Genomic DNA, 25,226 nt, shown 5'->3' with positions numbered 1-25,226 from the left:
CCACCATGCCCTTGCATATCCCAACCCCGCTGATCGAATCCCGTCCGCTGTCGCTGAGTGCCGGCCGCCCGGTGTGGCTCAAGCTCGAAGCCCTGCAACCCTGTGGCTCGTTCAAGCTGCGCGGCGTCGGCCACGCTTGCGAGACGCACCATGCTCGCGGCGCCCGTCACTTCGTCTCCTCGTCCGGCGGCAATGCCGGGCTGGCGGTGGCCTACGCCGGCCGCAAGCTCGGCGTGCCGGTGACCGTGGTGGTGCCCGAGACCACCACCGAACGAGCCAAGGAACTGCTGCGCCTGGAAGACGCCAGCGTGGTGGTGCATGGCAGCTCCTGGCAGGAAGCCAACGAGCACGCGCAGACCCTGCTGGGGGCCGGCGACGCCTTCATCCACCCGTTCGACGACCCGCTGTTGTGGACCGGCCACGCCAGCATGATCGATGAAGTGGCCCAGGCCGGCTGCAAGCCGGATGCCGTGGTGCTGTCGGTCGGCGGCGGCGGCCTGCTGCGCGGCGTGGTCGAAGGCTTGCAGCGCAATGGCTGGCAGGACGTGCCGGTAATGGCAGTGGAAACCGCAGGCGCCGCGTCGCTGCACGCGGCCATGGCCGCAGGGCGCACCGTGGAACTGCCGGGGATCACCTCGGTAGCCACTTCACTGGGGGCCAAGCGGGTGGCCGAACAGGCGCTGGCCTGCACCCGCCAGCACCCGGTGGTCAGCCACCTGGTGAGTGATCGCGAGGCGCTCGACGCCTGCGAACGCCTGCTGCGCGATCACCGCCTGCTGGTGGAGCCGGCCTGCGGCGCGGCGCTGGCCTTGCTCGAACATCCCGAGGCAGTGGCGGCCTTCGGCAATGTCCTGGTGATCGTCTGTGGTGGCGCCACCGCAACGCTGGAGCAGATCCGCGCCTGGCGCGAAGCCTGCTGATTGCAGGCCCCTGAAGCAGTGACAGGCCTCTTGGCTACTCGGCCACCACCGCCTGCAACCGCGCCCACAGCCGCTCGACATGCTCGCGCTCAGTGGGCAGCGCCCCCACCGAGACCCGCACCATCCAGCGCCCGTCCAGGGTCGCCGGGGTCACGTAGGCATCACCCGAGGCGTTGAGGCGCTCGGCCCAGGCGCGGGTGTGGGCATCCAGCGCCTCGCCCTCGAGACCCGTCGGGCGATGGCGGATGCACAAGGTCTGCAACTGCACCGGCGCCAATACCTCCCACGTGGGAGCCGCCTCCACCTGCGCGGCCAGCCACTGCGCGTTTTCCAGGTCGCGGCGCAGGCGTTGCTGCAGGGCCTCGACACCTTCGCTGCGCAGCATGAACCACAGTTTCAAGGCGCGGAACCGGCGCCCCAGGGGGATGCCCCAGTCGCGCAGGTTCTTCACCTCGCCATCGACCGCCGACTGCAGGTAGCTGGGGTTGGTGCTCATCACCCGGATCAGGTGCTGCGGGTCGCGCACATAGTAGATCGAGCAGTCGAAGGCCACGCCCAGCCACTTGTGGGCATTGACCACCACCGAGTCGGCCAGCTCGATGCCGTCCCACATCCAGCGGCATTCCGGGAGGATCATCGCCGAACCGGCCATGGCCGAGTCTACGTGCAGCCACAGCTGGTTGGCCTGGGCGATCTCGCCGATCGGGCGCAACGGGTCCAGCGCGGTGGTGGTGGTTGTGCCGGTGGTGGCGACCACGGCGCAGGGCTGGTTGCCGGCGGCGAGGTCCTGGGCGATGGCTTCGCGCAGCGCCTCCGGGCGCATGGCGTAGTGTGCGTCGGTGGGGATCAGGCGAATGTTTTCACGGCCGAACCCGGCCAGCAGCGCGGCCTTGTCCACCGAACTGTGGGCATGGGCGCTGACGTAGACCACCAGGGGCTTGCCCTGGGCCTGCAGGCCGCCGCGCACCTGGGCATGGTCGGTGGCACGCTCGCGGGCGCAGATCAGCGCCACCAGGGTGCTGGTCGAGGCGGTGTCCTGGATCACTCCGCTCCATTGCCCGCTAAGGCCGAGCAGCTGGCGCAGCCAGTCGAGGGTGGTTTCCTCGAGTTCGCTGAGGGCCGGGCTGGACTGCCACGACAGTCCGAGCACGCCCAGGCCGGTGCTGAGGAAGTCGCCGAGCACCGATGACAGAGTGCCGTTGGAGGGGAAGTAGCCGTAGAAGTCCGGGTGCTGCCAGTGGGACAGGCCGGGCATCACCAGCTTGTCGACGTCGGCGAGGATGGCCTCGAACGGCTCGCCTTGCTGCGGTGCGCCCTGCGGCAGCGCGGCCTTGAGGTAGCCGGGTTCGACCTGGGCCATGACCGGGCGTTCGCCGACGGTCTGGCGGTAATCGGCGATCAGGTCGATCAGTTGGTGGCCGTATTGGCGGAATTGTTCGGGGGTCATGAGTGGTCTCCTGGCAGCACAATGCCTCGCAGTCTAGGCCTCCATCACCCGTCGAATAACCCCGCTTCGCGCATAGCTGCTATGGCAAAGGCGCATGCCCACCCTGTACGCCGAACTGCGACTGGCGCCACACCTCGAACACCCGGTTGCGCAACCAGCGATGTTCGGCCGAGGCCTGCAGACGCTGATGCCATACCACCCAGTAACGCTGGGTGTGCTCGACAAAGCCCATGGGCCGCCAGCTCAACCCATGCAACCGCGCCAGTTGCCGGGCGATATGCTCGGGCACCGTGGCCAGCGCCTGGCCGTTGCCGACCACCTGGACCATGGCGCTGAAGAACGGCACCTCCAGGCTGACGCGTCGTTGCAGCCCCTGGGCGCGCAGATGGCGGTCGATGAAGCTGTCCTTGTCGCCGCCACCGGACACCCGCACATGCTTGAAGGCCAGATAGTCGTCCTGGCTCAGTTCGGCGCGAGCGCTCAGCGGATGGTCATGGCGCATCAGGCACACCGCCCGGTCCTCACCCAGCAGCCGGCCATGCAGGTTGGGTGGCGACTCGTCGAACAGCGTGGTGGCCAGGTCGATCTCGCCGCTGGCGAGCCAGGCGTACTGCCCGGCCTGCCAGGTGCGGTACTCCAGCGACACCCCCGGCGCCTCCTGCTCCAATGCTTTCACCAACTGCGGCAGCATATGTTCGGCCACGTAGTCCGAGGCCGCCAGGCAGAAGCGCCGCTCGCAGCGTGCCGGGTCGAACGCTGCGGGCTGACGCAGGGCGTTGAGCTCGTCCAGTACCTGGCGCAATGGCTCGACCAGCGTTTCGGCGTGTTCGCTGAGCACATAGCCACGCCCCTGGCGCACCAGCAGCGCATCGTCGAAGGCCTCGCGCAGGCTGGCCAGCTGGCGGCTCAGCGCCGATTGGCTGCAGCCCAGACGCTCGGCGGCATGGCTGAGGTTCTTCAGCTGCAGGAGGCAGTCGAGGGTGCGCAGGTGGGCGAGGCTGAGGGAGGCGAAGGTGGGGTGCATGGCACAGGTCCGGAAATGATCGCGGGGCAAGCCCGCTCCCACAGACACACTGGGAGAGGGCTTGCCCCGCGAGGATTACGCGCGGCTCAGTCAGTCAGGCCGACATAGACGTTCTGCACGTCTTCGTTCTCGTCGATAGCCTCGAGGAAGGCCTCGACCTCGGCCAGGGCTTCGGCGCTCAGGCTGGCAGCACTCACCGGGTTCTTCGGGGTATAGCCGATCTTCGCCGAAGTCACGGTGAAACCATGCTCCGGCAGGGCTTTCTGCACGGCATCGAGGTCGGTGGTGTCGGTGATGAACAGGGTCGAACCTTCTTCCTCGCCGTCCTCGAAGTCCTGGGCACCGGCTTCGATGGCTGCCATTTCCGGGTCGGCGTCGCCTTCCGGGGTCGCCTCGATCAGGCCGACGTGGTTGAAGTCCCAGGCCACCGAGCCGCTGGCACCCAGCTGGCCCTTGCGGAACAGCACGCGGATCTGCGCCACGGTGCGGTTGACGTTGTCGGTCAGGCACTCGACGATCAACGGCACCTGGTGCGGGGCGAAGCCTTCGTAGCTGACCGCATGGTATTGCACGGCCTCGCCGTCAAGGCCGGCGCCTTTCTTGATCGCGCGCTCCAGGGTCTCACGGGTCATCGAGGCTTTCTTGGCCTGGACGATGGCCAGGCGCAGGCGCGGGTTCATGTCCGGGTCGGCGCCGGACTTGGCGGCGATCTGGATCTCCTTGGCCAGCTTGCCCATGATCTTGCCCTTGGCGTTGGCCGCCGTTTCTCTATGCTTGGCTTTCCACTGTGCGCCCATATCGACTCTCTTTGTTTCAACGGCCGGTTCAGGAAGCGACCGGCCAAAAAGTGGGGAGAGTTTATACGCCCTGCGCACCGGGTTCGACAAGAAATCGCATCAGCTTCAGCCCTTGTCGGCCTTCCCCGCCGCCGCCGCGAACTTCGCCAGGCGCACATCCAGCCCGCGCGGACGCACGCCGCGGTCTTCGGCGCGCTCCTTGCGGCGAATGGCGTTGCGCACCAACAGCGACCCCAGGTAGCGCACCGGCTCCGGCGGGAAACGCCCCAGCGGGCCCTTGACCAGCGGCGAGCGGGTCCAGGGGTTGTCCAGCCCCAAGGCCAGCGACGAGAGGATCTGCCCGCCCATATGGCACGGCCCCACCCCGCTGCCCGAATAGCCGAAGCCGTAGAACACGTTGCCCTGCCCATCGAGCCGGCCAAAGAACGGCAGACCGGTCACCGAGCGGTCCGACGGCCCGTTCCAGCTCGCCGCCAGCGGCACCTCGGCCAGCGCCGGGAAAAACTCGGCCAGGCTGTCGCGCAGCAACGGCTGGTACGGCGACGGCTGGTCGAACACCGGCAGCATGCGCCCGCCGTAGGCGAAGGTATTGCCGCCCTTGCCGAGCATCAGCCGGCCATCGGAGGTGTTGTGGTAGTAGTGCACGAAGATCCGCGAATCGAGCACGCTGACACCGCTGTCCAGGCCGATCTGGCGCAGCAGTTCGGGGCATGGCTCGGTGATCACCATGTCGCTGGAGACGATCGCCACGCTGCGCTCGAACTGCGGGAAGGCCCGCGCCATCCAGGCATTGAGGCCGAGGACGACGCGGTCGGCGCGGATGGTGCCGGTAGCGGTGCGCACCTGCGCCGGCGCGCCATGTTCCAGGCCGGTCATCGCCGTGCCTTCGTGGATGCGCACGCCACGTTGCAAGGCCACCCGGCGCAAGCCGCGCACCAGCCGCCCCGGCTGCACCGTGGCCGCGGCCGGCGAGTACCAGCCCTCCAGGTGCCGCTGGGAGCCGGCCAGGCGCTGCACCTGCTCCAGCGCCAGGCGCTGGAACGAGTTGATGCCGCGGCGCTCCAGCGCGGCGATCACCGCATCGGTGCCGCCGACCTGGGCCTGGTTGGTGGCGGTGTAGAGCGTGCCGTCCATGCGGAAATCGCAGCGGATGCCATTGGCCGCGCAGAACTCGCCGATGGCGCCGATGCTGCGTTCGGACTCTTCCACCAGGCGTATCGCCTCGGCCACCCCGAACAACCGTTCGAGGGTGAAGTACTTGGCCGACCAGGACAGTGCACAGCCTCCATTGCGCCCGCTGGCCCCGGCGCCACAGATGTCGGCCTCGATCAGCAGCACCTCCAGCTGCGGCGCCTGTTCCTTGATCATCAAGGCAGTCCACAACCCGGTGTAGCCACCGCCGACGATGCACACGTCGCAGCGCGCATCGCCAGCGAGCGGCGGGCACAGAGCCTCGTCTTCCTGGTCCAGGGCCTGTTGCAGCCAGAAGGGTCTCATCTGCTCGCTTTCCTCTAGGTACGCAGTGGCTTGATCGCCATGCCGGTATTGGGGGCCACGTCGGTGGCCTGGGGTGCCGTTGCCGGACGGCTGTTCCAGTGCGGCAGCAGCACCAGGGCGGAGAACAGCGCGGTGCCGGCGAAGACGATGAATACCGTGACGCTGTCGAAGTAGCCCGGCAGCAAGCCGCCAAGCACCGCGCCCACCGAGCCGCAGCCGTTGACGAAACCGGCCGCGGTGGCGCCGGCCTTGGCGGTGCCGAAATCAATGGCTGCGGCGCCGCTGATCATCGAGTCCGGGCCATACAGGGTCAGGCCCATGACGAACAGCAGGGTCACCACCAGCACCACGCTGCCGGTGTGCATCGCCGCCATGAAGCCGGCCAGGGTCAGGGTCAGCAGCACCAGGCTGATCACACAGGCCGGCATGCGCCGGGCGCCGAACAGCTTGTCCGAAGCCAGGCCGATGAGGATCGGGCCAAGCAACCCGGCCAGCTCGAAGGCCGTGGGGATGATCGCCGCGCCGACCTTGCCCACCGAGGGCATCTGCTCGAAGACGATCACCGGCCCCCACAGCAGGATGGCGTAGCGCGCCGGCTTGAGCATGAAGTAGGCCAGGCCCAGGGTCAGCACCGTGCGGTTGCGCAGGATCTCGCGCAGCGGTGCCCAGACGCTGCACAGGTTCGCTCCCGGGGCCATGCTCTGTGGTTCGGGCTCCACCGCCGGCAGGCCAACGTCCTCGGGTTTGTTGCGCTGGAAGATGAAGAACAGCACCGCCACCGCGGCCACCACCACGGCACTGGAAAAGAATGCCGCGTGCCAGGTGCCGACCAGGGTGTAGGCCCACCAGCCGGCGAACGGCGAGGCCACCAGGCCGCCGAAGGCATAGCAGGAACTCCACAGCCCTAGCACCCGTCCGCGCTGGGACGCCGGGAAGAAACTGCCAATGTTCTTGCACAACCCCGCCCAGCCGGTGGACTGCGCCAGCCCCTGGACCAGCATGCAGGTGGCGAAGATCGGGAAGGTCGCGTAACTGCCCATTACCACCGCCGCCGCCGCCGAGATCAGCAGCCCACCAAGCACCACCACGCGCGGCCCGAAGCGGTCGGCGAGCATGCCCCAGGTGAACTGGCCCACGGCATAGGCGGCCAGGTAGATGGCGTCGAGGTTGGCCATGGCGGCCTTGTCGAGCATGAACGAGGGGTCTTCGCCGATGCCGAGCTTGGCCACCGAGAAGGCTTTGCGGGTGAAATAGAAGGCGGCGTATGCCAGCCAGGTGATTGCGAAGATCTGCACGCGCCAGCGCTTGATGGCGCCCAGGGATTGGTTCATTTGACTCTGACCTCTTGTTTGAGTGTGCCGGCAGAATGTGAAGAAACGCCTGTCTTGTTGTTGTGTTGCGCACTGCGTGACGGAGGGACGTCACTTGGTCAGATGGCGGTGGTGCCGCCATGGCCGACATGCCGCTGCTCGTGGCAGAGGCGCCGGGTTGAAACACATGGAAACAGCTGCTGACTGATAAATAAAATCGATTTATCGTATTTCACACATAAGCCCAGCTTTTAAGTGGAGTGTTCGATGTCGGTCTCCCATGCTCAACTCAAGGCGTTCCACGCGGTTGCCGAACAGGGCAGCTTCACCCGCGCGGCGCAGAAGCTGTTTCTCACCCAGCCGGCGGTGTCCGACCAGGTGCGCAAGCTCGAGGAGCGCTTCGGCGTGTTGCTGTTTCACCGCAACAAGCGTTCGGTGCAGTTGACCGACCTGGGCGAGCGGCTGCTGGGCGTCACCCAGCGTCTGTTCGCCTGCGAGGCCGAGGCCCTGGAGCTGTTGCAGGACTCACGCGCCCTGCACACCGGCAGCCTGACCCTGGCGGTGGACGCGCCAGTGCATGTGCTGCCGCAGATTGCCCGGTTCTGCCAGCGCTATCCGGGGATCCAGGTGAAGATCGAGACCGGCAACACCGATGAGTCGCTGGCGCGGCTGTTCAGCTACCAGGCCGACCTGGCCCTGCTCGGGCGCGATGTCGATGACGAGCGGCTGTTCTGCGTGCCAATGCGGCGTGACCCGATGGTGGCGTTCGTCTCGCACCAGCATCCTTGGGCCAGCCGTGGGCAGATCAGCCTGGCGGATCTGGACGATACGCCGCTGGTGCTGCGCGAGCCGGGGTCGGTGACGCGGCAGACGCTGGAGGAGGAAATGCAGCGGGCGGGGTTGCGGATTCGGTCGGCGATCCAGGTCGAAGGGCGGGAGGCGGCGCGGGAGGCGGTGGTGGTGGGGATTGGTGTGGGGGTGGTGTCCGCGGCGGAGTTCGGGGCCGATGCTCGGGTTTGTGCTTTGCCGATTGTGGATTGTCAGCGGCATTTGACGGAGACGTTGGTGTGTTTGCAGGAACAGCGGATGCGGCGGGTGGTGGCTACGTTTTTGGAGATGGTCTTGGAGGAGGGTTAGGTTCTTTGGTTATTGTTTTCATTTTTGTATGCGCATTCGTAGGTGATGTCGACATTTAGGCACCTTCCGCCCTTACGGCGGGTTACTTTGGTCTTGGCCAAAGTAACCAAAGCCGCCCCGCTCCGTTCATCCGGCCCCTACGCTTCGCTCCGGGGTTCCCTCGCTCCGTTCTTGCTCCCGGGAGTACCGCGCTGAACGCCCCATCCTGGGGCGCAGCGCTTGACGGCCATCCATGGCCGTCACCTCCCTCCGCAAGAACTCCGCTCGGCCTCCTGAAGTCGCAATTAGTGGCGCCTGAACTATCGCGCACTTAGAAGCAAGAGCAAGAGCAAGAGCAAGAGCAAGAGCAAGAAATGCAAAGTTATTTAATTAAAGTTTAGTTATACATTGACTGTGCCGGCTATTTCGCAGGTATACGGCGGCTGGCTGCGTTCGAGAGATTAACTAATTACTCAACTAGCGACAGCAGCGCCAGTTCAGGCGCCGCCCCTAACTTCGCGACTTCAGGAGGCCGAACGGAGGTCTTGCGGAGGGAGGTGACGGGCATGGATGCCCGTCAAGCGCTGCGCCCCAGGATGGGGCGTTCAGCGCGGTCCTCCCGGGAGCAAGGCCGGAGTGAGGGAACCCGGAGCGAAGCGGAGGGCCGGATGAATGGAGCGCAACGGCTTTGCTTACTTTGGCCAAGACCAAAGTAAGCCGCCGTAAGGGCGGAAAGGTGACTATGCGTCGACATCGCAAATGAATGCGCTTACAACTGTAAAAACCCACACCAACTGCATTTGACTTTGACTTTGACTTTGACTTTGACTTTGACTTTGACTTTGACTTTGACTTTGACTTTGACTTTGACTTTGACTTTGACTTTGACTTTGACTTACACAGCGTGTGTTTTGAAAGCTATTGCGCATTCATTTTCCATGTCGACGCACAGTCACCCTTTCGCCTTTACGGCGACCTCCTTTTCTCTTGGGAAAAGGAGGCAAAACCGTTCGGCTCCGTTCATCCGGCCCCTGCGCTTCGCTCCGGGGTTCCCTCGCTCCGGGCTCGCTCCGGGAGGACGCGCCGACGGGCCATCCATGGCCTGATCGGCGCTTGACGGGCATCCATGCCCGTCACCTCCCTGCGCAAGCCCTCCGCTCGGCCTCCTGAAGTCGCAATTTGTGTCGCCTGAACTATCGCGCGCTTAGAAGCAAGATCACGAGCAGATCAAGTGCAGATCAAGTGCAGATATTTTGGTTTATTAATGGATGAAGTTTTGTTCTTCATTACGCCATCGCGGGTCAAGCCCACTCCCCCGCTGAATGAAACAGTTAAACTATCGTGGGAGCGGGCTTGCCCCGCGATGTTGATCTAGAGTTCCCACGATGGAAACTAGCGACTAGCTGCGTTAGTGCAGGCGCCGCCCGTAACTTCGCGACTTCAGGAGGCCGAACGGAGGTCTTGCGGAGGGAGGTGACGGGCATGGATGCCCGTCAAGCGCTGCGCCCCAGGATGGGGCGTTCAGCGCGGTCCTCCCGGGAGCAAGGCCGGAGTGAGGGAACCCCGGAGCGAAGCGTAGGGGCCGTATGAATGGAGCGAGCGGCTTTGCCTACTTTGGCCAAGACCAAAGTAGGCCGCCGTAAGGGCGGAAAGGTGAATAAGCGTCGACATAGCAAATGAATGCGCATACAACTATCAAAACAATCACCCCAAACTCAAGAACGAAAAACCGTGACACACTAACCCATCTCCCCCAGCAAGGCCCCACCCACCATGCTCCACCGCCTGGCCGCCGACACCCTGGTCCTGTTCCACCTCTCGTTCATCCTGCTCGTCCTGTTCGGCGGCCTGCTGGTGCTCTGGCGCCGCCGCGCCCTGCTGATCCACCTCCCCGCCCTAGCCTGGGGCCTGGCCGTGGAAGGCCTGCACCTGGAATGCCCCCTGACCGACTGGGAAAACCACCTGCGTAAAGCCGCCGGCGACGCCGGCTACCACGGTGGTTTCGTCGAACACTACATCTGGCCCGTGATCTACCCCGCCGGCCTGACCCCACAGATCCAGCTGTGGCTGGGCACCATCGTGCTGGCGCTCAACCTCGGCATCTACACCTATGTGCTCTGGCGCCTAACGCGTGGCCACCACAAATAGCCGCGGGAACGGCAACAACACTCGACCGTCGCTGGCCGCCGGGTAGTCATGCTGCATGGCCTGCAGATACAACTGCAGAAAATCCGCCTGCTCCTGCTCATCCAGCCGCGCCAGGTAAGGCCGCAACGCAGAGCCCTTGAACCACTCCACCACCGCCTCGGCGCCACCGATCAAGGGGTGGTGATAGGTGGTGCGCCACACATCCACCCGCGCGCACAAAGGGCTGAGCAAATCGTAGTAGAAACCCGCGTTGTGCCGCGGCGGCAGGCTGAAGTCAGCGAACCTGTCGGCCCAAGGCCCCTGGCTGGCAATCTCGCGCAAGCGGCGATGGGCCGGCTCGTCGAGGTTGTCCGGCGTCTGCACCGCCAGGCTCGCACCCTCGTTCAACTGCCGCACCAGATGCGGATAGAGGCTGGCATGGTCCGGCACCCACTGCAGCGAAGCGTTGGCGAGAATCAGGTCCTGGGGCACCTGGGCCGCCCAGCCGGCGATCTCGCCAATCTCGCAACGCACCCGTGGAATGCTCAAGCGTGGCCGCTGCCGGGCCTTGTCGACCATGTCCGGATCGCTGTCCAGGGCGACGACCTGCGCATCGGGGCAACGTTGCAGCAACACTTCGGTGGAGTTGCCCGGACCGCAGCCAAGGTCGGTGGCGTGGCGCACCGGGCGCGTCGGCACGGCGGCAAGCAGGTCACGTACGGCGCGGGTGCGTTCGTCTTCGAACAGCGAATACTGGGTGGCGGACCAAGACATGGGACGACTCCTTGTAGGGCAATTGCGTGCAGCATAAGCCATGTCGGCACCGCACAACGTAGGGATGATCCGATTGGCGAAAACGAAAACGGCCGGCCCCTTGACGGAGACCGGCCGTTGCGCGAGGCGCTACCGTATTCAGTGACGCTTGGCGGTACGCATCTGGTGCACCACGCCCATGGCCACCACGATGGCTGCGGCGATGCCGGTGGAGATCACCAGGATCTGGTAGTCCGGCATGAAAGCCATGGTCACCAGCGCCGCCACGATGAACACGATCACCAGGTAGGTCAGCCACGGGAACAGCCACATCTTCAAGCGCACTTCCTTGCCCTCGGCCACCAGCTTGCGACGCATGCGCAGCTGCGAGAAGGCGATCACCAGGTACACCAGCAAGGCGATCATGCCGGTGGTGTTCATCAGGGTTTCCAGTACGTCCTTCGGGCGCAGGGTATCGCTGAAGTTGATCAGCGCGCAGAACACCGCCACCAGGCACGAGCCGATGATCGCGTTCACCGGTACGCCAGTGCCGGTACGGGTGAACTTGAACAGGCGCGGCGCATCGCCACGCTGGGCCAGGGAGAACAGCATGCGCGAGGCGGTGTAGTGGCCGGAGATCAGGCAGCTGCTCACCGAGGTCAGCACCACGAAGTTCATCAGCACTTCGGCATAGGGCACACCCAGCAGTTCCAGGGTGCGGCGGTAGGCGCCATAACCGGAGACGCCCAGGTGCGGGTCGTTCCACGGCACCAGGCAGACGATCAGGAAGATCGAGCCGACATAGAACAGGCACACCCGCCAGACCACCGAGTTGGTCGCCTTGACGATCTGGGTGGCCGGGTCCTTCGCTTCAGAGGCGGCGATGGTGACGATCTCGGCGCCGAGGAAGGCGAACATCACCCCCAGCAAGGCGCCGATTACCGTGGTGATGCCGTTGGGCATGAAGCCTTCGGCGGTCAGGTGGCTGATGCCGCGTACCTCGCCGAACTGCCAGACGTTCATCACCGCGGCGGTGCACACCACCAGGAAGCAGACGATCGCCACCACCTTGATCAGCGCGAACCAGAACTCGAACTCGCCGTAGTGCTTGACGTTGAAGAAGTTGACGGTGATCAGCAGCAGGGTCGTGGCCAGCACGAACACGTTGACGCTCACGTCGGGGAAGAAGCCGTGCAGGATCTTGCCTGCCACGTAGGCCTCCCAGGCCATGAGGATCACCCAGTACCACCAGTACAGCCAACCGATGGTGAAACCGGCCCAGCGGCCGATGGCGCGGTCGGCGTAGGTGGAGAACGAGCCGGTGTCCGGCGAGGAAGTCGCCATTTCACCCAGCATGCGCATGATCAGCACCACCAGGATGCCGCCGGCCAGGTAAGCCAGGACAGCGGCCGGGCCGGCGCTGTGGATCACGCTGCCGGAACCGACGAACAAGGCGCCGCCGATCACCCCGGCGATGGACATCATCGTCAGGTGGCGCGACTTGAGCGAGGCACTGAGCTTGCTCTCGTGCCCATCCTTCGCGGTGGTGGATGTGGATGTAGCGTCCATCAGTTATTTACCCCGTGCTTCTTTTTATCCAAGGAAAAACTGTGAAACCCCGATGGTTATCGGTCTCACCTGTACATCAGTGCTACTGCGGGCAGGGAGGTGTGCGCGAGCACACGCAGGCCATCCGTGGCGGCCTGCTTACGCGGCCAGAGGCGACCCTCTGGACGAACTGAACCATGCTGGGGACGGACGAGCAGCGTCCGGCCACGCGGGAAGAAGGTGCGAGGCGGACCTCGACGGTAAAGCAGCGATGTTGTGATTATTCATGGCGCTGTCATGTGCTGTGTTGGCTATATCTGACACGTAATGTAAAAATGTCGAACACATTGAGCCATGCACAGCGGCATGAAAAACGCACTGCACTGTACAGGCCGCCGATGCAATACACCCGCTGTGCCCCGCAGGCGCCTGGCGTCGCGCACACCTGAAGGCCCCCGAATGCTCCAGCTACACCCGGACTCCTCCACCCCGCTGGTCAACCAGATCATCGACGGCTTGCGCGCGCTGATCGACGACCAGACCCTCAAGCCCGGGGCGAAGGTCCCGTCGATCCGGGCGTTCGCCTCGACCTACTCGGTGAGCACCTTCACCGTGGTCGAAGCCTACGATCGCCTGGTGGCCCAGGGGTTGCTGGTGAGCAAGGGCAATGCGGGCTTCTTCGTCAATCGTGCGGCGAACGAGCTGCTGGACAAGCACAGCGTCGAGGCCGATACCAGCCGCCCCACCTTCAACTCGGAGTGGTACCTGCAGCAGATCTTCGAGATCCGCCAGCTGCCGTTCAAACCGGGTTGTGGCTGGCTGCCCAACGATTGGATGTACGAGGAAGGCTTGCGCCGCGGCCTGCGCCAGGTCGCCGGTAGCCCGCTGGAGCTGTCCGGCTACGGCGACCCCATGGGCCTGCCGGAATTGCGCGCATTGACTGCGCAGAACCTGCAGCAGGAACTGTCGATCGTCGCCAACCCGGCGCAACTCATGCTCACCCACGGTGCCAGCCAGGCCCTGGACCTGGCCGTGCGCACCCTGGTGCGCCCCGGCGACGTGGTGCTGGTGGACGACCCCGGCTACCCCAACCTGATGAGCATCCTGCGCACCCAGGGCGCCACCCTGGTGGGCGTGCCGCGCACCCCGGCCGGCTATGACCTCGACCAGCTCGAGCGCCTGCTGGCCCACCACCGCCCCACGACCTTCTTCACCCAGCCACACCTGCACAGCCCGACCTGCTCGCGCACCCCGCTGGCGCAGCTGCACCGCCTACTGCAGTTGGCCAGCCAGCATGGCTTCCGCCTGGTGGAGAACAACCTCTACGCCGACATGATCGCCGACCCGCTGCCCTGCCTGGCGAGCCTCGACCACCTGCAGCAGGTGGTGTACGTGGGCAGCTATTCGAAAAGCATCTCGCCCAACGTGCGCGTCGGCTACCTGCTGGCCAACCCCGAGCTGACCCAGCAACTGCTGCACCTGAAGATGCGCTCGGGCCTGACGACCTCGCAGGTGATGGAGCGCGTGGTGTACGCCGCGATCATCGACGGCCGCTGGCGCAAGCACCTCAAGCGCCTGCGCCAGCGCCTGGCCGAGGCGCACCAGGAAGTGGGCCGGCACCTGCATCGGCTGGGTTTCGAGCTGTTCATCGAGTCGGACGAAGGGATGTACATCTGGACCCGGCATCCGGCCATCCCCGACAGCGCCGCCCTGCTCGACGATGCGCTGGAGAAAGGCATCATGCTCGGGCCCGGGCAGTTGTTCATGGTCGATGCCAAGGCCACTGGGTGGATGCGCTTCAACGTGGCGTTCAGTACCGACCCGGCGATGTGGGAGTTGCTGGAGAAGGTGTTGGTGAAGCATGTGCGCCGGGGCGGGGTGTAATACCCATACCAACGCAATCGCGGGCCAAGCCCGCTTCCACCGTGGCGATTCAACCTGTGGAAGCGGGCTTGCCCCTCGACAGGCTTAACGCCAATCGCGCTCTTCGCCGAAGAATGCCCGAGCATTCGCCTCCAGGCTCTCCAGGTGGTACCCGCCCTCCTGCACGATCAGACACGGCAAACGCAACCCACGAATCTGTTCACCCAGCCGGGCGAACCCTTCGGTAGTCACCGCCACCTTGCTTTGCGGGTCCAGCTCGTAGATATCGAAGCCCAGCGAAAGCACCAGCACCTCGGCGCCGAAGTCCTTCACCGCTTGCAACGCAACCTCCAGCTGCGCCATGAAGTCCGCTTCACTCGCCCCGTGGGCCATCGGCAGGTTGAGATTGCAGCCCTCTCCTGCTCCGCTACCGCGCTCGTCGGCAAAGCCCGCTACTCCTGGATAGAAATTGGTCGGGTCACCATGCACCGAGACGTACAGCACGTCGTCCCGCTCGTAGAAAATCTCCTGGATGCCCTGCCCATGGTGCATGTCGGTATCCAGGATCGCCACGCGCTGGTAGCGGCCGCGCAACACCTGGGCCGCGACGGCGGCGTTGTTGAGGTAGCAGAAGCCACCAGCGGCGTCGTACCGGGCATGGTGCCCCGGCGGACGGCACAGGGCATAGGTGGCGGATTCTCCGTCAAGGATGGCCTGGGCCGCGGCGACGGCGCTCTGTGCCGACCAGTAGGCGGAGCGCCAGGTATGCTCCCCCACCGGGCAACTGCCATCGGCCAGGTAGCGCCCGGCCTGGGCAAGAATGCCGCGCAGGGCGTTGGGTTCGCGAACGAAGATGTTGGACATCACCTCGTCGCCCCAGTCCTCGGGCACCTCCTTCCAGCGCGCATGAGCTTCTTCGAGGAACGCCAGGTAGGCTTCGCCATGCACCGCCTTGAGCGGAGCAAGGCCGGCATCTTCGGGCTTGCGGATATCGAAGCCAAGGTCCTTGGCGGCCTGCAGCAGGCGCTGGGCGCGCTCGGGGACTTCCTGCGGGGTGCGCATGGCGCCGCGCGAATAGTAGCTGCGCGGGTGGTGGAGCAATTGTTCCGGGTGGAAATAGCAGCGCATCAGGCTTCTCCTTCGACAACCTGGCCGGCACGGGCCAGCACGGCGTTGAGCAATACATCGGCGCCCTGGCGGGCATCCTCGGGCAGCACATCCTCGGCCTCGTTGTGGCTCAGACCACCGACGCAGGGGATGAACACCATCGCCGTGGGGCAGTAGCGCGCCAGCAGGATCGCGTCATGGCCGGCGCCGCTGACGATGGACTGCTGGCTGTAGTCCAGGCCATCCACCGCCTGCTGCACGGCGGCCACGCAGTCGACGTCGAACGGGGTGGCCGGGCTGACCCAGTGGCGCTCGATGCGCACCGCCAGGCCACGCTGGCTGGCGATGGCCTGCAACTGCAGGCTGATATCGCGCTCCATGGCGTCGATGGCCTCGTCGCGGTGATGGCGCAGGTCGAGGGTGAAGCGCACCAGGCCGGGAATGGTGTTGCGCGACGACTTGGCGATGCTCAGCTCACCCACCGTGGTCAGGCCCTCGGGGGAGAAGTCGCTGGCCAGTTGTTCGATGGCCTGGATCATCCGTGCCACGCCGTACAAGGCGTCCTTGCGCAGCTTCATCGGCGTGGTGCCGGCATGCGCGGCCATGCCCTCGACGGTGACATCGAGCCAGCGGATCGCCTGGCCGCCGCTGACCACACCGATGCTCCTGACGTTGTCCTCGAGGATCGGGCCCTGCTCGATATGCGCCTCGAAATAGGCGTCCACCTTGCCGCCCAGCGGGCGTTGGCCGGCATAACCGGTGCGCGCCAGTTCATCGGCGACGCTGATGCCGTCGGCATCGCGGATCGCCAGGGCCTGGGCCAGCGGCAAAGTGCCGGTGAACACCGCCGAGCCGAACATGGCCGGGGTGAAGCGGGCGCCCTCCTCGTTGGTCCATACCGCGATCTCCAGCGGCTTGCGGGTACGGATACCCAGGTCGTTCAGGCGGCGCACCACTTCCAAACCGGCCAGCACGCCATAGACGCCATCGAAACGCCCGCCCTCGGGCTGGGTGTCCAGGTGGCTGCCCATCATCACCGGCGCGGCATGCGGGTCGCTGCCCTCACGGCGGGCGAACAGGTTGCCAATGGCATCCACGCTCAGGCTCATCCCGGCCTCGCGGCACCAGCGGCCGAACAGTTCACGCCCGGCCTTGTCCTCGTCGCTCAGGGCCAGGCGGCAGCTGCCGCCACGGGCGGTGGCGCCGATTTCGGCCATGGCCATCAGGCTCGCCCACAGGCGATCGCCATTGCTTTTCAACATTGCGGATACTCCAGATTCAGGCCAGCTCGAGCTGCCGGCCAAGGGCGTAGCGGCGCGCCAGCGCCAGCACGCAGACCAGGGAAGTGCAGGCGATCAGGCTGTAGAAGACCGCCATCGGCCACCATTGGCCGCTGAAACTGTGGGCCAGCCAGGTACCGATGAGCGGGGTCAGGCCACCGGCGATGGCGCCGCACACCTGATAGGCCAGGGAGATGGCGGTGTAGCGCACGCGGGTGGCGAACATGCCGCTGACGTAGCCTGCGATCACTGCATAGAACGACGCCATGCACGCCGCCGCCAGGGCGATGCCGAGCACGATCAGCGGGCCTTCGCCGCTGCTCACCAGCACGAACATCGGGTACGGCGAGGCCATCGCCAGCAGCGCCATCAGGGCCAGGAAGCGCGTGGCACCAAGCCGCTCCGACAGCCACGCCGCCAACGGCTGCACGCAGAACTGGATGATCGCCACGAAGAACAGGCATTCGAGGATCAGCGAACGCTCCAGGTGCAACTGTTGGGTGGTGTAGCTGATCATGAAGGTATTGGTGAAATAGACCCCGGCGATGCCCAGGGTGTTGGCGCCTATGCACAGCAGCAACGGCCGCCAGGCGCTGCGCAGCACTTCCAGCACCGGTGCCTGCTCCTTGCGCCGGGTCTGTTCGGCCTGCTCACGGCTGGCGAGGAACTCGGGCGACTCGTTGACCCCCAGGCGGATTGCCAGGCCCACCAGCAGCAACAGCGCGCTGGCCAGGAACGGCAGGCGCCAGCCCCAGCTCATCAGGTCGTCTTCCGGCAGGCGGGTGACCGCGCTGAAAGCCAGTAGCGACAGGATCAGGCCTGCCGGGCTACCCAGCTGGGCGAACGAGGCGAAGAAGTTGCGCCGGCCCTTGGGCGCATGCTCCCCGGCCATCAGCACCGCCCCTCCCCACTCGCCACCGACGGCTATGCCCTGGACCACGCGCAACAGGACCAGCAGCACCGGCGCGCTGGCGCCGATCTGCGCGTAGGTCGGCAGCAGGCCGATGGCGACGGTGACCACGCCCATCATCAGCAAGGTGATGATCAGCGATTTCTTGCGCCCGATACGGTCGCCGATATGGCCGAAGATGATGCCGCCCAAGGGCCGGGCGAAGAAGCCCACGGCAAAGGTGCCGAAGGCAGCCATGGTGCTGAAAAGGCTGTTGTCGGAGGGGAAGAACAAGGCACCGAACACCAGCGCGGCGGCGGTGGCGTAGATGTAGAAGTCGTACCACTCGATCATGGTGCCGATGAACGCGGCGGCGGCGGCACGGCGCGGTTGGGGCGAAGCGGCGGGCTTCATGGGGTGGCTCCTTTGGTTGTTTTTCTGGCAGGAGTTGTCGGGTCACGGTGGCGCTCTGACGGCGCCTGGGCGGACGCATCGCGGGGCAAGCCCGCTCCCACCAGGCCTGGGTCTCCGTCAAGATCTGGAGGCAGCTGTGGTAGCGGGCTTGCCCCGCAATGAGGCCTGCACTGCTGGAGATCATTCATCGCGGGCGCCTATAATTCAATTTTCTATTTATTATTCGAACTATTAACCACGCTTATCATCGAGCCCGACAATGCCCGACCGCCTGCTCAACGACCGCCTCGACTGGAACCTGCTGCGCACCTTCCGCGTCATCGGCCAGGAACTGTCGATCAGCCGCGCCGCCGCCCGCCTGCACCTCACCCAGCCCGCCGTGAGCCAGGCGCTCAAGCGCCTCGAGGAGCAACTCGGGCGCCAGCTCATCGCCCGCCGTGGGCCGCGCTTCGTGCTGACGGAGGTGGGCGAGCAGCTGTTCCAGCTGGCCGGCGAGGTGTACGGGCAGATGTCACAGATCGGCGGCCTGCTGGAGCAGCCGGCGGACGAACTGGTGGGCAAGGTGCGCCTGTTGATGATCAGCCGTATCGTCAACGAACGCTTCGACGACTTCCTCGCCGACTTCCACCGCCAGCACCCCCGGGTTGAGCTGGAGATCGACGTGATGCGCAGTTCCGACATCGTCGCAGCCCTGCAGGAAAAAACCGCCACCGCCGGCCTCAGCCTCAACCGCCGACCCCAGCCACGGCTGGAGCAGCGGTTGTTCCTGCGCCAGCGCTACGCGTTCTTCTGCGGCAAGCACCACGCGCTGTTCGGCCAGATGGAAGGCGACCTGCAGCGGGAGAATTTTGTCAGTTTCACCAGCGACCAGATCGGCGGCATGCTCTCGCCGCTGACCATCTTCCGCGACCAGCAGGGCTTCGCCGGGCGTATCGTCGCCTCGTCGCCGAGCCTGGAAGAAGTGCGCCGCCTGGTGATCGCCGGCTTCGGCATCGGCTGCCTGCCCGAGCATGTGGTGGCGCCGGATGTGGACGCAGGGTTGTTGTGGAAACTGCCGCCGCAGGAGGGCATTGCCGACGTCGACATCCACCTGTTGTGGAAAAGGGACCAACGCATGAGCCGAGCGGAAAGCCTGTTCATAGAGGCCTTGCTGTCGGCCGCAACGGCGGTGATCTAGCGGGCAACCCTGTAGGCGGACAGCGGTCGAGCGTCAGGCCTGCCCAAGTTCGCGGTGATCGCCTACAGGCTCTGCGGTACCCCGGCCACCCGTGCCCGCCCCCACCAGGCATACGCAAGCGCCAGCCACCCCAGCCCCAGCGCGGCGAGCATCGCCACCACCACCTGGCTGTAACGCGCCAGCAATGCCGGGAACCCCGTCACTTCGCGAACCACTTGGATATCGGCGCTGCCGTCGGCATCGCGAATACTGATTCCTGCCTGGCGAATCTGTGAATAATCGGCGTCGAAGTACACCCACACCTTGCTCTCGCTCACCCCGTCGATGGCCGGCAGGTCGATGCTGCTGGTCGGGGTCGGCACCAGCGTGTCGTTGCCGGCCGCATCGCGCACCTGCACCAGCCCCTTGGCCGGCAGACGTATGTGCACGGCCTTGAGCGGTACTCGGGCGGGGTTGGACAACTCGATCAGCAAGCCGGTGCGGTGGTCCACAAGACCTGCTTCGAAGGGCCTGGCGAACAGTTGCAGGTAGGGGGCCTGGGCCAGATCCACCAACTTGTCGATCTGCGGATGGCTGAGTGTGCCGGCGCTGATTGCGCTGATCTGCGTGTGTAGCCGCTCATACTTGAGCAGGTCGTTGGCCTCGCTGATGCGTTCGCTGAATTGGCCCGGGTAGGTGAGATGGGCGTATGTCAGGCGCGCCTGCAGCCGGTCGTCCTCACGCAACGTCACATAGAGCGTGGCGGCGACGGCGACCAGGACCAGCAGGCCCACCATGGATTTACCGACTTTTTCCCAACTCACCTTGAGGTTCCTTAGTTTGGCGGGTGACGAGAGGCAATGGCTGGCAAGGGTGCCAAGAACAGGGGATTCGGGCAAGGGGCACTGCTGACGGCCCGCCAGCCACCGCGCCGCCAGCCTCAGCCGGGCCGCCCACCACCAACCGCAGGCTTGGCGATGACAGCGCCCAGGCCCATGAGGTAAAGCAGACCCCTTGCCCGGCCGCTTGGGCGGGAAATGGGGCACATTCCCCACCCAGCCCTGGGTGTCTTCCCCCAGGTTTGCGGCAACTGCCTCAGCAGGCGTTTTTCGCGACTTTGCAACATCTTGAAACACGTGGCGTTTGGCCATTTTCCGCTTGGCACAGCCGTTGCTGGTCCCCTCTACAGGGCATATCGCCACTCACTGAAAGTGGCAATAGATGCCAGCCTGTACAACACGGGGCATACGGTAATGAAGAATTCAACTGCAACATCGACCCAGGTGTTCAGGTTGTCCGCCATCACGGCGCTGCTGCTCAGCCTGGGGCTGGCCAACGTGTTCGCCGGGTCGCTCGACGACGTGAGCCAACCGCCGCCCACCGATCCGTCCGCCTTCAGTGACCCAGCCGCCGATCCGCTGGCCCAGGCGGCGGCGCTGGAGACCTTGAAGAGCATGCCGGAAGCCAACGAGGGCTCGCTCGAATTGACCGACGGGGTCTACGGCACCCGCGCCACGGTGACCAGCAACAATGCCCTGCCCCCCGCGCAGCAGACTTCACGCAACTATCCCACGAACGGCAAACCCAGCCCCTTGTTCGGCGCCGAGCCCTTCACCCAGCAGTTGCTGCTGTTCGAAGAATTCGGCCCGGAGAAACTCGACCCGGCCACTGCGCCCTACACCCTCACCTTCCCGCCCCCCGTAATCGGTGCCGCGCCCGCGCAGGATCCGGATTATGTGGCGCGCAGCAGCCCCAACGGCAACGCCCTGGAGGCCTTCCTCACCCAGCCAGGGCTGACACCGTTCCCGTCACAGTACGCCAACGTGCTCGACCGCAACCCGTGGAAGGCGCAGATCGAGATGTTCCTCAACCGCACCGGGGTCGGCTCGCCCGCCGAAGGCCGACCGCCAGGAAAGGGCTGGTCGCACCAGCGCTGGAACGAGTTCTACCCCCAGGCCGCGTTCAAGACCGCCCAGGCCGGGGCGCGCATCAACCAGGGCCTGCGCGACCGCAAGCAGTTGCACAACTATGCCAAGGGCGAGTTCGCCCCGGGCGGGCTGTACTACCAGACCTCCGACATCCCCACCACCCTCGGCACCACCAAGGGCATCGATACCCGCTTCCACCCGAAGATGCCCCTGCAGGGCCACAAGACGCTGTGGACCTTCGACGGCACCTTTCCACCCAAGCTTCTGATGGTACGCTACGGCCAACCGGTGCTGATGCGCCATTACAACGCCCTGCCGATCGACCCTTCGGCCAACAACGGCTTTGGCCTGCATACCATCTCCACCCACGAGCACAATGGCCACTCGCCGGCCGAGAGCGACGGTTTCGCCAACGCCTACTTCTTCCCCGGCCAGTACTACGACTATCGCTGGCCGATCCAACTGGCCGGCTACGACACCATCAACACCCGCGCCCAGGACCCGCGCGCGGCCTTCCCCTGCGCGCCGGGCGAAACCCTGTTCGTCAACGACGCATCCCCGGGCCTCAAGACCTGCGAGAACGGCAGCATCAGGATCCGCGGCGACTGGCGCGAGACCATGAGCACCCACTGGTTCCACGACCACATGCTCGATTTCACCGCGCAGAACGTCTACAAGGGCAACGCGGTGATGATGAACTATTACTCGGCCATCGACCGTGGCAACGAGGCCCTGGAGGATGGCGTCAACCTGCGTTTCCCCAGCGGCGCGGCGATGCCGTGGGGCAACCGTGACTACGACGTCAACCTGGTGATCGCCGACAAGGCCTGGGACGCCAACGGCCAGTTGTGGTTCAACCCGTTCAACACCGACGGCTTCCTCGGCGACCAGATCCTGGTCAACTGGCAGTACCAGCCCAAGCTCAAGGTGCGCGCGCGCAGCTATCGCTTCCGCATTCTCAACGGCTCGGTGTCGCGCTACTTCAAGTTCGCCGTGGTCCGTGAAATCGCCGGCAACGCTGGCGAGTTCAAAGGCCCGAGCGGCTCCAACGTCTCCTATGCCCGCGTGCCGTTCCACATGATCGCCAACGACGGCAATATCATGGAACACGCGGTGCCGTTCGACGGCACCCTCGACCTCAACGGCGACGGCAACTTGCAGGACAACAACGCCATCCTGCCGCTGCAGGGCATCGCCGAGCGCTACGACATCATCATCAATTTCGCCAAGAACGGGATCAAGGTCGGCGACAAGCTGTACTTCGTCAACCTCATGGAACACGACACCGGCAAAGGTCCGAAACAGGCCATCGCCTTGGCCGACGTGCTGTCGCAAAAATACAAGGCCGTGATCAAGCAGACCAGCAAGGGCCCGGAATGGGATGGCGGCGACCCGGTGGTCGGCAAGTTCATGCAACTGATCGTGCAGCCCTACACCGGCCAGGACCTGAGCATGGACCCGAGCCTGTATGAACCGGCCAAGCCCGGCAAGGCTGCCGGCCTGGTGATGATTCCCCTGCCGATCGACCGCAATAGCGCCAGCGACCAGGTCAAGATCAAGGCCGCCCGCCACCGAGAGTTCATCTTCGGCCGCTCCGACGGCACCGACAGCGCGCCCTGGACCATCAAGACCGACGGTGGCTTCGGCTACAGCATGGACCCACGCCGCATCGGCGCCGCTCCGCAACTGGCCAACGAGGCCACCGACGGCGGTTTCAGCGGCGACGGCACCCTGGAAGTGTGGAAGATCAAGAACGGCGGCAATGGCTGGAGCCACCCGGTGCACGTGCATTTCGAGGAAGGAGTGGTCCTCAGCCGTGACGGCAAGGCCCCGCCGGAGTGGGAAAAATGGGCGCGCAAGGATGTTTATCGCATCGGCCCGGACACAGACTCCTCCGAGGAAGTCGAGATGGCCATCCGCTTCCGCGAGTTCGCCGGCACCTACATGGAACACTGCCACAACACCCAGCACGAAGACACCTCGATGCTGCTGCGCTGGGACCTGGAGCACCCCGGCCAGTTCCAGATGATGCCAACGCCGCTGCCTGGTTGGGATGGCGTGGAATACGTCAATTCCGCCGCCCTGCCGACCTTCCGCACCTCGAGCAGTGGCTCGGGCAACGACAGCAACAAGCCGCCGGTGGCGGTCAACGACAGCGCCGCGACCATGGCCGGCAAGCCGATCGTGCTCAACGTGCTGGCCAACGACACCGACCCCGACGGCAACGTGCCGCTGAGCGTCAGCAGCCTGGCCCAGCCCGACTCCGGCCAGGGCACGGTCGCCAGCAACGGCACACAGGTCACCTACACCCCACCGGCCACCGTGGGCACGGGATTCACCGCCAGCTTCACCTACGCCGCACGCGACGCCAAGGGCCTCGAGTCGCTGGCCCCGGCTACGGTAAACATCGCGGTTTCGCCCGCAGTGCCAATGGACGAGATCCAGGTCAGCAGCGCTTCGGTGCAGTTGCGCAGCAACAACCGCTGGACCTGGGAGGTTTCGGGCACCACCTCGGTGGCCGCCGGCAACAGCATCCGGGTGACCAGCAACACCACCAGCGGGCCGCTCGACCTGGGCCTGGCGACGTTGAGCGCCAGCGGTTCCGGGGCGCGCTGGAAATTGTCGGTGACCACCACCGGCAGCGGCCCGGTCTCGCCACCGGCGGTAACGGTCAAATCGGCGCTGGGGCAGAGTGCGACGGTACCTTTGAGCATCAAGTGAAAGAAGGGCGGGGGCGCGCTGCGCCCCTTTCGCCGCGGTTCGTCGCCACGACAAGCCGGCTCCCACAGGTATTGCGCATGCCTTGTGATCGGCGCTGTACATGTGGGAGCTGGCTTGCCAGCGATGGCCTGCATCGCAGGCCCCATCAGATATCCAAGAGGGTAAGACCATGCCCCACACCTGGCGTCTGCTGCTCCCCCTGCTGATCATCCTCAGCCTGCCTTGCGCCCTGCCCCCGACCAGCGCCAGCGCTGACCCCGACACCCCCTGGGGCGCCGATTACTTCCCCAACATCCCCCTGCTCACCCAGGACGGCCAACAGGTGCGCTTCTTCGACGACCTGATCAAGGACAAGGTGGTGGCCATCAACTTCATCTTCACCGGCTGCGGCGACTCCTGCCCGGTGGAAACCGCGCGCCTGCGCCAGGTACAGAAGCTGCTGGGCGAGCGTGTCGGCCAGGACATCTTCATCTACTCGATCAGCATCGACCCCTATAACGACACCCCTGCCACCCTCAAACGCTACGCCGAGAAATTCGCTATCGGCCCGGGCTGGACACTCCTCACCGGCGAGGCCGCCGACATCGAACAACTGCGACGCAGCCTGGGCCTGTACATCGAGGGCCTGGAGAATGGCCGCAGCAAGGACCACAACCTCAGCCTGATCATCGGCAACCAGGCCACCGGCCGCTGGATGAAGGCCTCGCCCTTCGAAAGCCCGTACATCCTCGCCGACCGCCTGGCCAACAGCCTGCACAACTGGAAAACCGCCAGCGCCCAACACCGCGACTACACCCAGGCCCCCGACATCCGCCCGCCCAGCACAGGCGAGCAACTGTTCAGGACCCGCTGCTCGTCGTGCCACACCCTGGGAGACGCCGAGCCTGGAGCCACCCATGGCATCGGCCCGGACCTGCTCGGGGTGACCCGGCAGCGTGAAGAGGCTTGGCTCAAGCGCTGGCTGATGGAGCCCGACCAGATGCTCGCGGAGAAAGACCCCTTGGCGATGCTGCTGTTCGCGCAGTACAACCAACTGGCGATGCCCAACATGCGATTGGGGGAAACAGAAGTGGCGGCGCTGATCGGCTACCTCGAAGAGGAAACGACACGCTTGCAGCGCCCCGCTCAGTGACCACCGACCTTAGCGTAAAGCCACTACCAATATCATATGGCTACCAATACACGCTAAGCTTGCGGCCAGCCTGAGCATCCGCGCAAGCAGGCGGGACGCCTGTTCATTGCTGCGGATGCCTTCAAGCGCTGAAACTACCGCCACTCACTTTGAACCACCATCGCTTGGCGCAAAGCCAAACAAATCGCTGACAAGGA

18 protein-coding genes are annotated in these 25,226 nt (G+C 65.2%); 7 read left to right on the top strand and 11 right to left on the bottom strand.

The window, feature by feature from the left end:
- The first annotated feature begins 5 nt into the window (after positions 1-5).
- Positions 6-920, top strand: coding sequence for a pyridoxal-phosphate dependent enzyme (locus LU688_RS11745; protein WP_160290603.1), 915 nt, complete (start codon positions 6-8; stop codon positions 918-920).
- 34 nt (positions 921-954) lie between these two features.
- On the opposite strand, the gene LU688_RS11740 is transcribed toward LU688_RS11745, so the two are convergent.
- The 5 genes from LU688_RS11740 to LU688_RS11720 form a co-directional block, all read right to left on the bottom strand.
- On the bottom strand, positions 955-2,367 hold the full coding sequence (locus tag LU688_RS11740) for a DOPA decarboxylase (protein WP_094011067.1): 1,413 nt from the start codon (positions 2,365-2,367) through the stop codon (positions 955-957).
- Positions 2,368-2,446: 79 nt separating this feature from the next.
- Positions 2,447-3,391: a LysR family transcriptional regulator gene (locus tag LU688_RS11735; RefSeq protein ID WP_094011066.1), complete on the bottom strand. Its 945-nt coding sequence runs from the start codon at positions 3,389-3,391 to the stop codon at positions 2,447-2,449.
- An 86-nt stretch (positions 3,392-3,477) separates the two neighbouring features.
- A complete protein-coding gene (locus LU688_RS11730) occupies positions 3,478-4,188 on the bottom strand; it encodes a YebC/PmpR family DNA-binding transcriptional regulator (protein ID WP_023631852.1) in 711 nt (236 codons plus the stop codon).
- Between the two features lie 105 nt (positions 4,189-4,293).
- On the bottom strand, positions 4,294-5,685 hold the full coding sequence (locus LU688_RS11725) for an FAD-dependent oxidoreductase (RefSeq protein WP_094011065.1): 1,392 nt from the start codon (positions 5,683-5,685) through the stop codon (positions 4,294-4,296).
- Positions 5,686-5,699: 14 nt separating this feature from the next.
- Positions 5,700-7,016 (bottom strand): MFS transporter, encoded by a 1,317-nt coding sequence (locus LU688_RS11720; protein ID WP_094011064.1) that lies wholly within the window; start codon positions 7,014-7,016, stop codon positions 5,700-5,702.
- A gap of 246 nt (positions 7,017-7,262) precedes the next feature.
- Here LU688_RS11720 and LU688_RS11715 point away from each other — a divergent pair, with 246 nt between their 5' ends.
- Together LU688_RS11715 and LU688_RS11710 are read left to right on the top strand one after the other, a co-directional pair.
- Complete coding sequence (locus tag LU688_RS11715; RefSeq protein WP_094011063.1) at positions 7,263-8,132, top strand: LysR substrate-binding domain-containing protein; 870 nt, start codon at positions 7,263-7,265, stop codon at positions 8,130-8,132.
- A gap of 1,752 nt (positions 8,133-9,884) precedes the next feature.
- A complete protein-coding gene (locus LU688_RS11710; RefSeq protein WP_094010371.1) occupies positions 9,885-10,259 on the top strand; it encodes a DUF2784 domain-containing protein in 375 nt (124 codons plus the stop codon).
- Here the strand turns inward: LU688_RS11710 and tam are convergent.
- Entirely contained in the window at positions 10,236-11,012 is a 777-nt protein-coding gene (gene tam, locus LU688_RS11705) for a trans-aconitate 2-methyltransferase (RefSeq protein WP_023631698.1), read from the bottom strand. The genes LU688_RS11710 and tam overlap by 24 nt on opposite strands.
- Before the next feature lie 138 nt (positions 11,013-11,150).
- Positions 11,151-12,560, bottom strand: coding sequence for an amino acid permease (locus tag LU688_RS11700; protein ID WP_094010372.1), 1,410 nt, complete (start codon positions 12,558-12,560; stop codon positions 11,151-11,153).
- A gap of 438 nt (positions 12,561-12,998) precedes the next feature.
- Here LU688_RS11700 and LU688_RS11695 point away from each other — a divergent pair, with 438 nt between their 5' ends.
- Complete coding sequence (locus LU688_RS11695; protein ID WP_094010373.1) at positions 12,999-14,423, top strand: aminotransferase-like domain-containing protein; 1,425 nt, start codon at positions 12,999-13,001, stop codon at positions 14,421-14,423.
- 84 nt (positions 14,424-14,507) lie between these two features.
- On the opposite strand, the gene LU688_RS11690 is transcribed toward LU688_RS11695, so the two are convergent.
- The 3 genes from LU688_RS11690 to LU688_RS11680 are packed head-to-tail and all read right to left on the bottom strand — an operon-like array spanning position 14,508 to position 18,092.
- The gene (locus LU688_RS11690; protein WP_094010374.1) at positions 14,508-15,530 is read right to left on the bottom strand and encodes a histone deacetylase family protein; all 1,023 of its coding nucleotides are present in this window, start codon (positions 15,528-15,530) and stop codon (positions 14,508-14,510) included.
- A complete protein-coding gene (locus tag LU688_RS11685; protein WP_094010375.1) occupies positions 15,530-16,771 on the bottom strand; it encodes a Zn-dependent hydrolase in 1,242 nt (413 codons plus the stop codon). The genes LU688_RS11690 and LU688_RS11685 overlap by 1 nt, the downstream gene beginning before the upstream one ends.
- Before the next feature lie 16 nt (positions 16,772-16,787).
- Entirely contained in the window at positions 16,788-18,092 is a 1,305-nt protein-coding gene (locus LU688_RS11680; RefSeq protein WP_038705870.1) for an MFS transporter, read from the bottom strand.
- A gap of 259 nt (positions 18,093-18,351) precedes the next feature.
- Here LU688_RS11680 and LU688_RS11675 point away from each other — a divergent pair, with 259 nt between their 5' ends.
- On the top strand, positions 18,352-19,269 hold the full coding sequence (locus tag LU688_RS11675; protein ID WP_094010376.1) for a LysR family transcriptional regulator: 918 nt from the start codon (positions 18,352-18,354) through the stop codon (positions 19,267-19,269).
- 62 nt (positions 19,270-19,331) lie between these two features.
- Here LU688_RS11675 and LU688_RS11670 read toward each other — a convergent pair whose 3' ends face one another.
- Positions 19,332-20,072 (bottom strand): hypothetical protein, encoded by a 741-nt coding sequence (locus LU688_RS11670; RefSeq protein ID WP_094010377.1) that lies wholly within the window; start codon positions 20,070-20,072, stop codon positions 19,332-19,334.
- Between the two features lie 429 nt (positions 20,073-20,501).
- Between LU688_RS11670 and LU688_RS11665 the strand changes: the two genes are divergently transcribed.
- Both LU688_RS11665 and LU688_RS11660 read left to right on the top strand, forming a co-directional pair.
- Positions 20,502-23,897, top strand: a complete 3,396-nt coding sequence (locus LU688_RS11665; RefSeq protein ID WP_094010378.1) for an Ig-like domain-containing protein — start codon at positions 20,502-20,504, stop codon at positions 23,895-23,897.
- Between the two features lie 169 nt (positions 23,898-24,066).
- The gene (locus LU688_RS11660) at positions 24,067-25,029 is read left to right on the top strand and encodes an SCO family protein (protein ID WP_023629912.1); all 963 of its coding nucleotides are present in this window, start codon (positions 24,067-24,069) and stop codon (positions 25,027-25,029) included.
- Positions 25,030-25,226: the final 197 nt, after the last annotated feature.

Origin of the sequence: Pseudomonas soli, from assembly GCF_021283165.2 — a bacterium.
Classification (GTDB): Bacteria; Pseudomonadota; Gammaproteobacteria; order Pseudomonadales; family Pseudomonadaceae; genus Aquipseudomonas; species Aquipseudomonas soli.
Note: the sequence above shows the minus strand (reverse complement) of the source record. Positions and strands in the feature narration are given on the sequence as shown.

What these genes read in the sequence shown, in the direction of transcription:
- LU688_RS11665 (WP_094010378.1), top strand. Translation starts at nt 20,502, where the DNA reads ATGAAGAATTCAACTGCAACATCGACCCAGGTGTTCAGGTTGTCCGCC.
- LU688_RS11700 (WP_094010372.1), bottom strand. Translation starts at nt 12,560, where the DNA reads ATGGACGCTACATCCACATCCACCACCGCGAAGGATGGGCACGAGAGC.
- tam (WP_023631698.1), bottom strand. Translation starts at nt 11,012, where the DNA reads ATGTCTTGGTCCGCCACCCAGTATTCGCTGTTCGAAGACGAACGCACC.
- LU688_RS11660 (WP_023629912.1), top strand. Translation starts at nt 24,067, where the DNA reads ATGCCCCACACCTGGCGTCTGCTGCTCCCCCTGCTGATCATCCTCAGC.
- LU688_RS11685 (WP_094010375.1), bottom strand. Translation starts at nt 16,771, where the DNA reads ATGTTGAAAAGCAATGGCGATCGCCTGTGGGCGAGCCTGATGGCCATG.
- LU688_RS11735 (WP_094011066.1), bottom strand. Translation starts at nt 3,391, where the DNA reads ATGCACCCCACCTTCGCCTCCCTCAGCCTCGCCCACCTGCGCACCCTC.
- LU688_RS11690 (WP_094010374.1), bottom strand. Translation starts at nt 15,530, where the DNA reads ATGCGCTGCTATTTCCACCCGGAACAATTGCTCCACCACCCGCGCAGC.
- LU688_RS11740 (WP_094011067.1), bottom strand. Translation starts at nt 2,367, where the DNA reads ATGACCCCCGAACAATTCCGCCAATACGGCCACCAACTGATCGACCTG.
- LU688_RS11710 (WP_094010371.1), top strand. Translation starts at nt 9,885, where the DNA reads ATGCTCCACCGCCTGGCCGCCGACACCCTGGTCCTGTTCCACCTCTCG.
- LU688_RS11695 (WP_094010373.1), top strand. Translation starts at nt 12,999, where the DNA reads ATGCTCCAGCTACACCCGGACTCCTCCACCCCGCTGGTCAACCAGATC.
- LU688_RS11745 (WP_160290603.1), top strand. Translation starts at nt 6, where the DNA reads ATGCCCTTGCATATCCCAACCCCGCTGATCGAATCCCGTCCGCTGTCG.
- LU688_RS11680 (WP_038705870.1), bottom strand. Translation starts at nt 18,092, where the DNA reads ATGAAGCCCGCCGCTTCGCCCCAACCGCGCCGTGCCGCCGCCGCCGCG.
- LU688_RS11725 (WP_094011065.1), bottom strand. Translation starts at nt 5,685, where the DNA reads ATGAGACCCTTCTGGCTGCAACAGGCCCTGGACCAGGAAGACGAGGCT.
- LU688_RS11730 (WP_023631852.1), bottom strand. Translation starts at nt 4,188, where the DNA reads ATGGGCGCACAGTGGAAAGCCAAGCATAGAGAAACGGCGGCCAACGCC.
- LU688_RS11720 (WP_094011064.1), bottom strand. Translation starts at nt 7,016, where the DNA reads ATGAACCAATCCCTGGGCGCCATCAAGCGCTGGCGCGTGCAGATCTTC.
- LU688_RS11715 (WP_094011063.1), top strand. Translation starts at nt 7,263, where the DNA reads ATGTCGGTCTCCCATGCTCAACTCAAGGCGTTCCACGCGGTTGCCGAA.
- LU688_RS11675 (WP_094010376.1), top strand. Translation starts at nt 18,352, where the DNA reads ATGCCCGACCGCCTGCTCAACGACCGCCTCGACTGGAACCTGCTGCGC.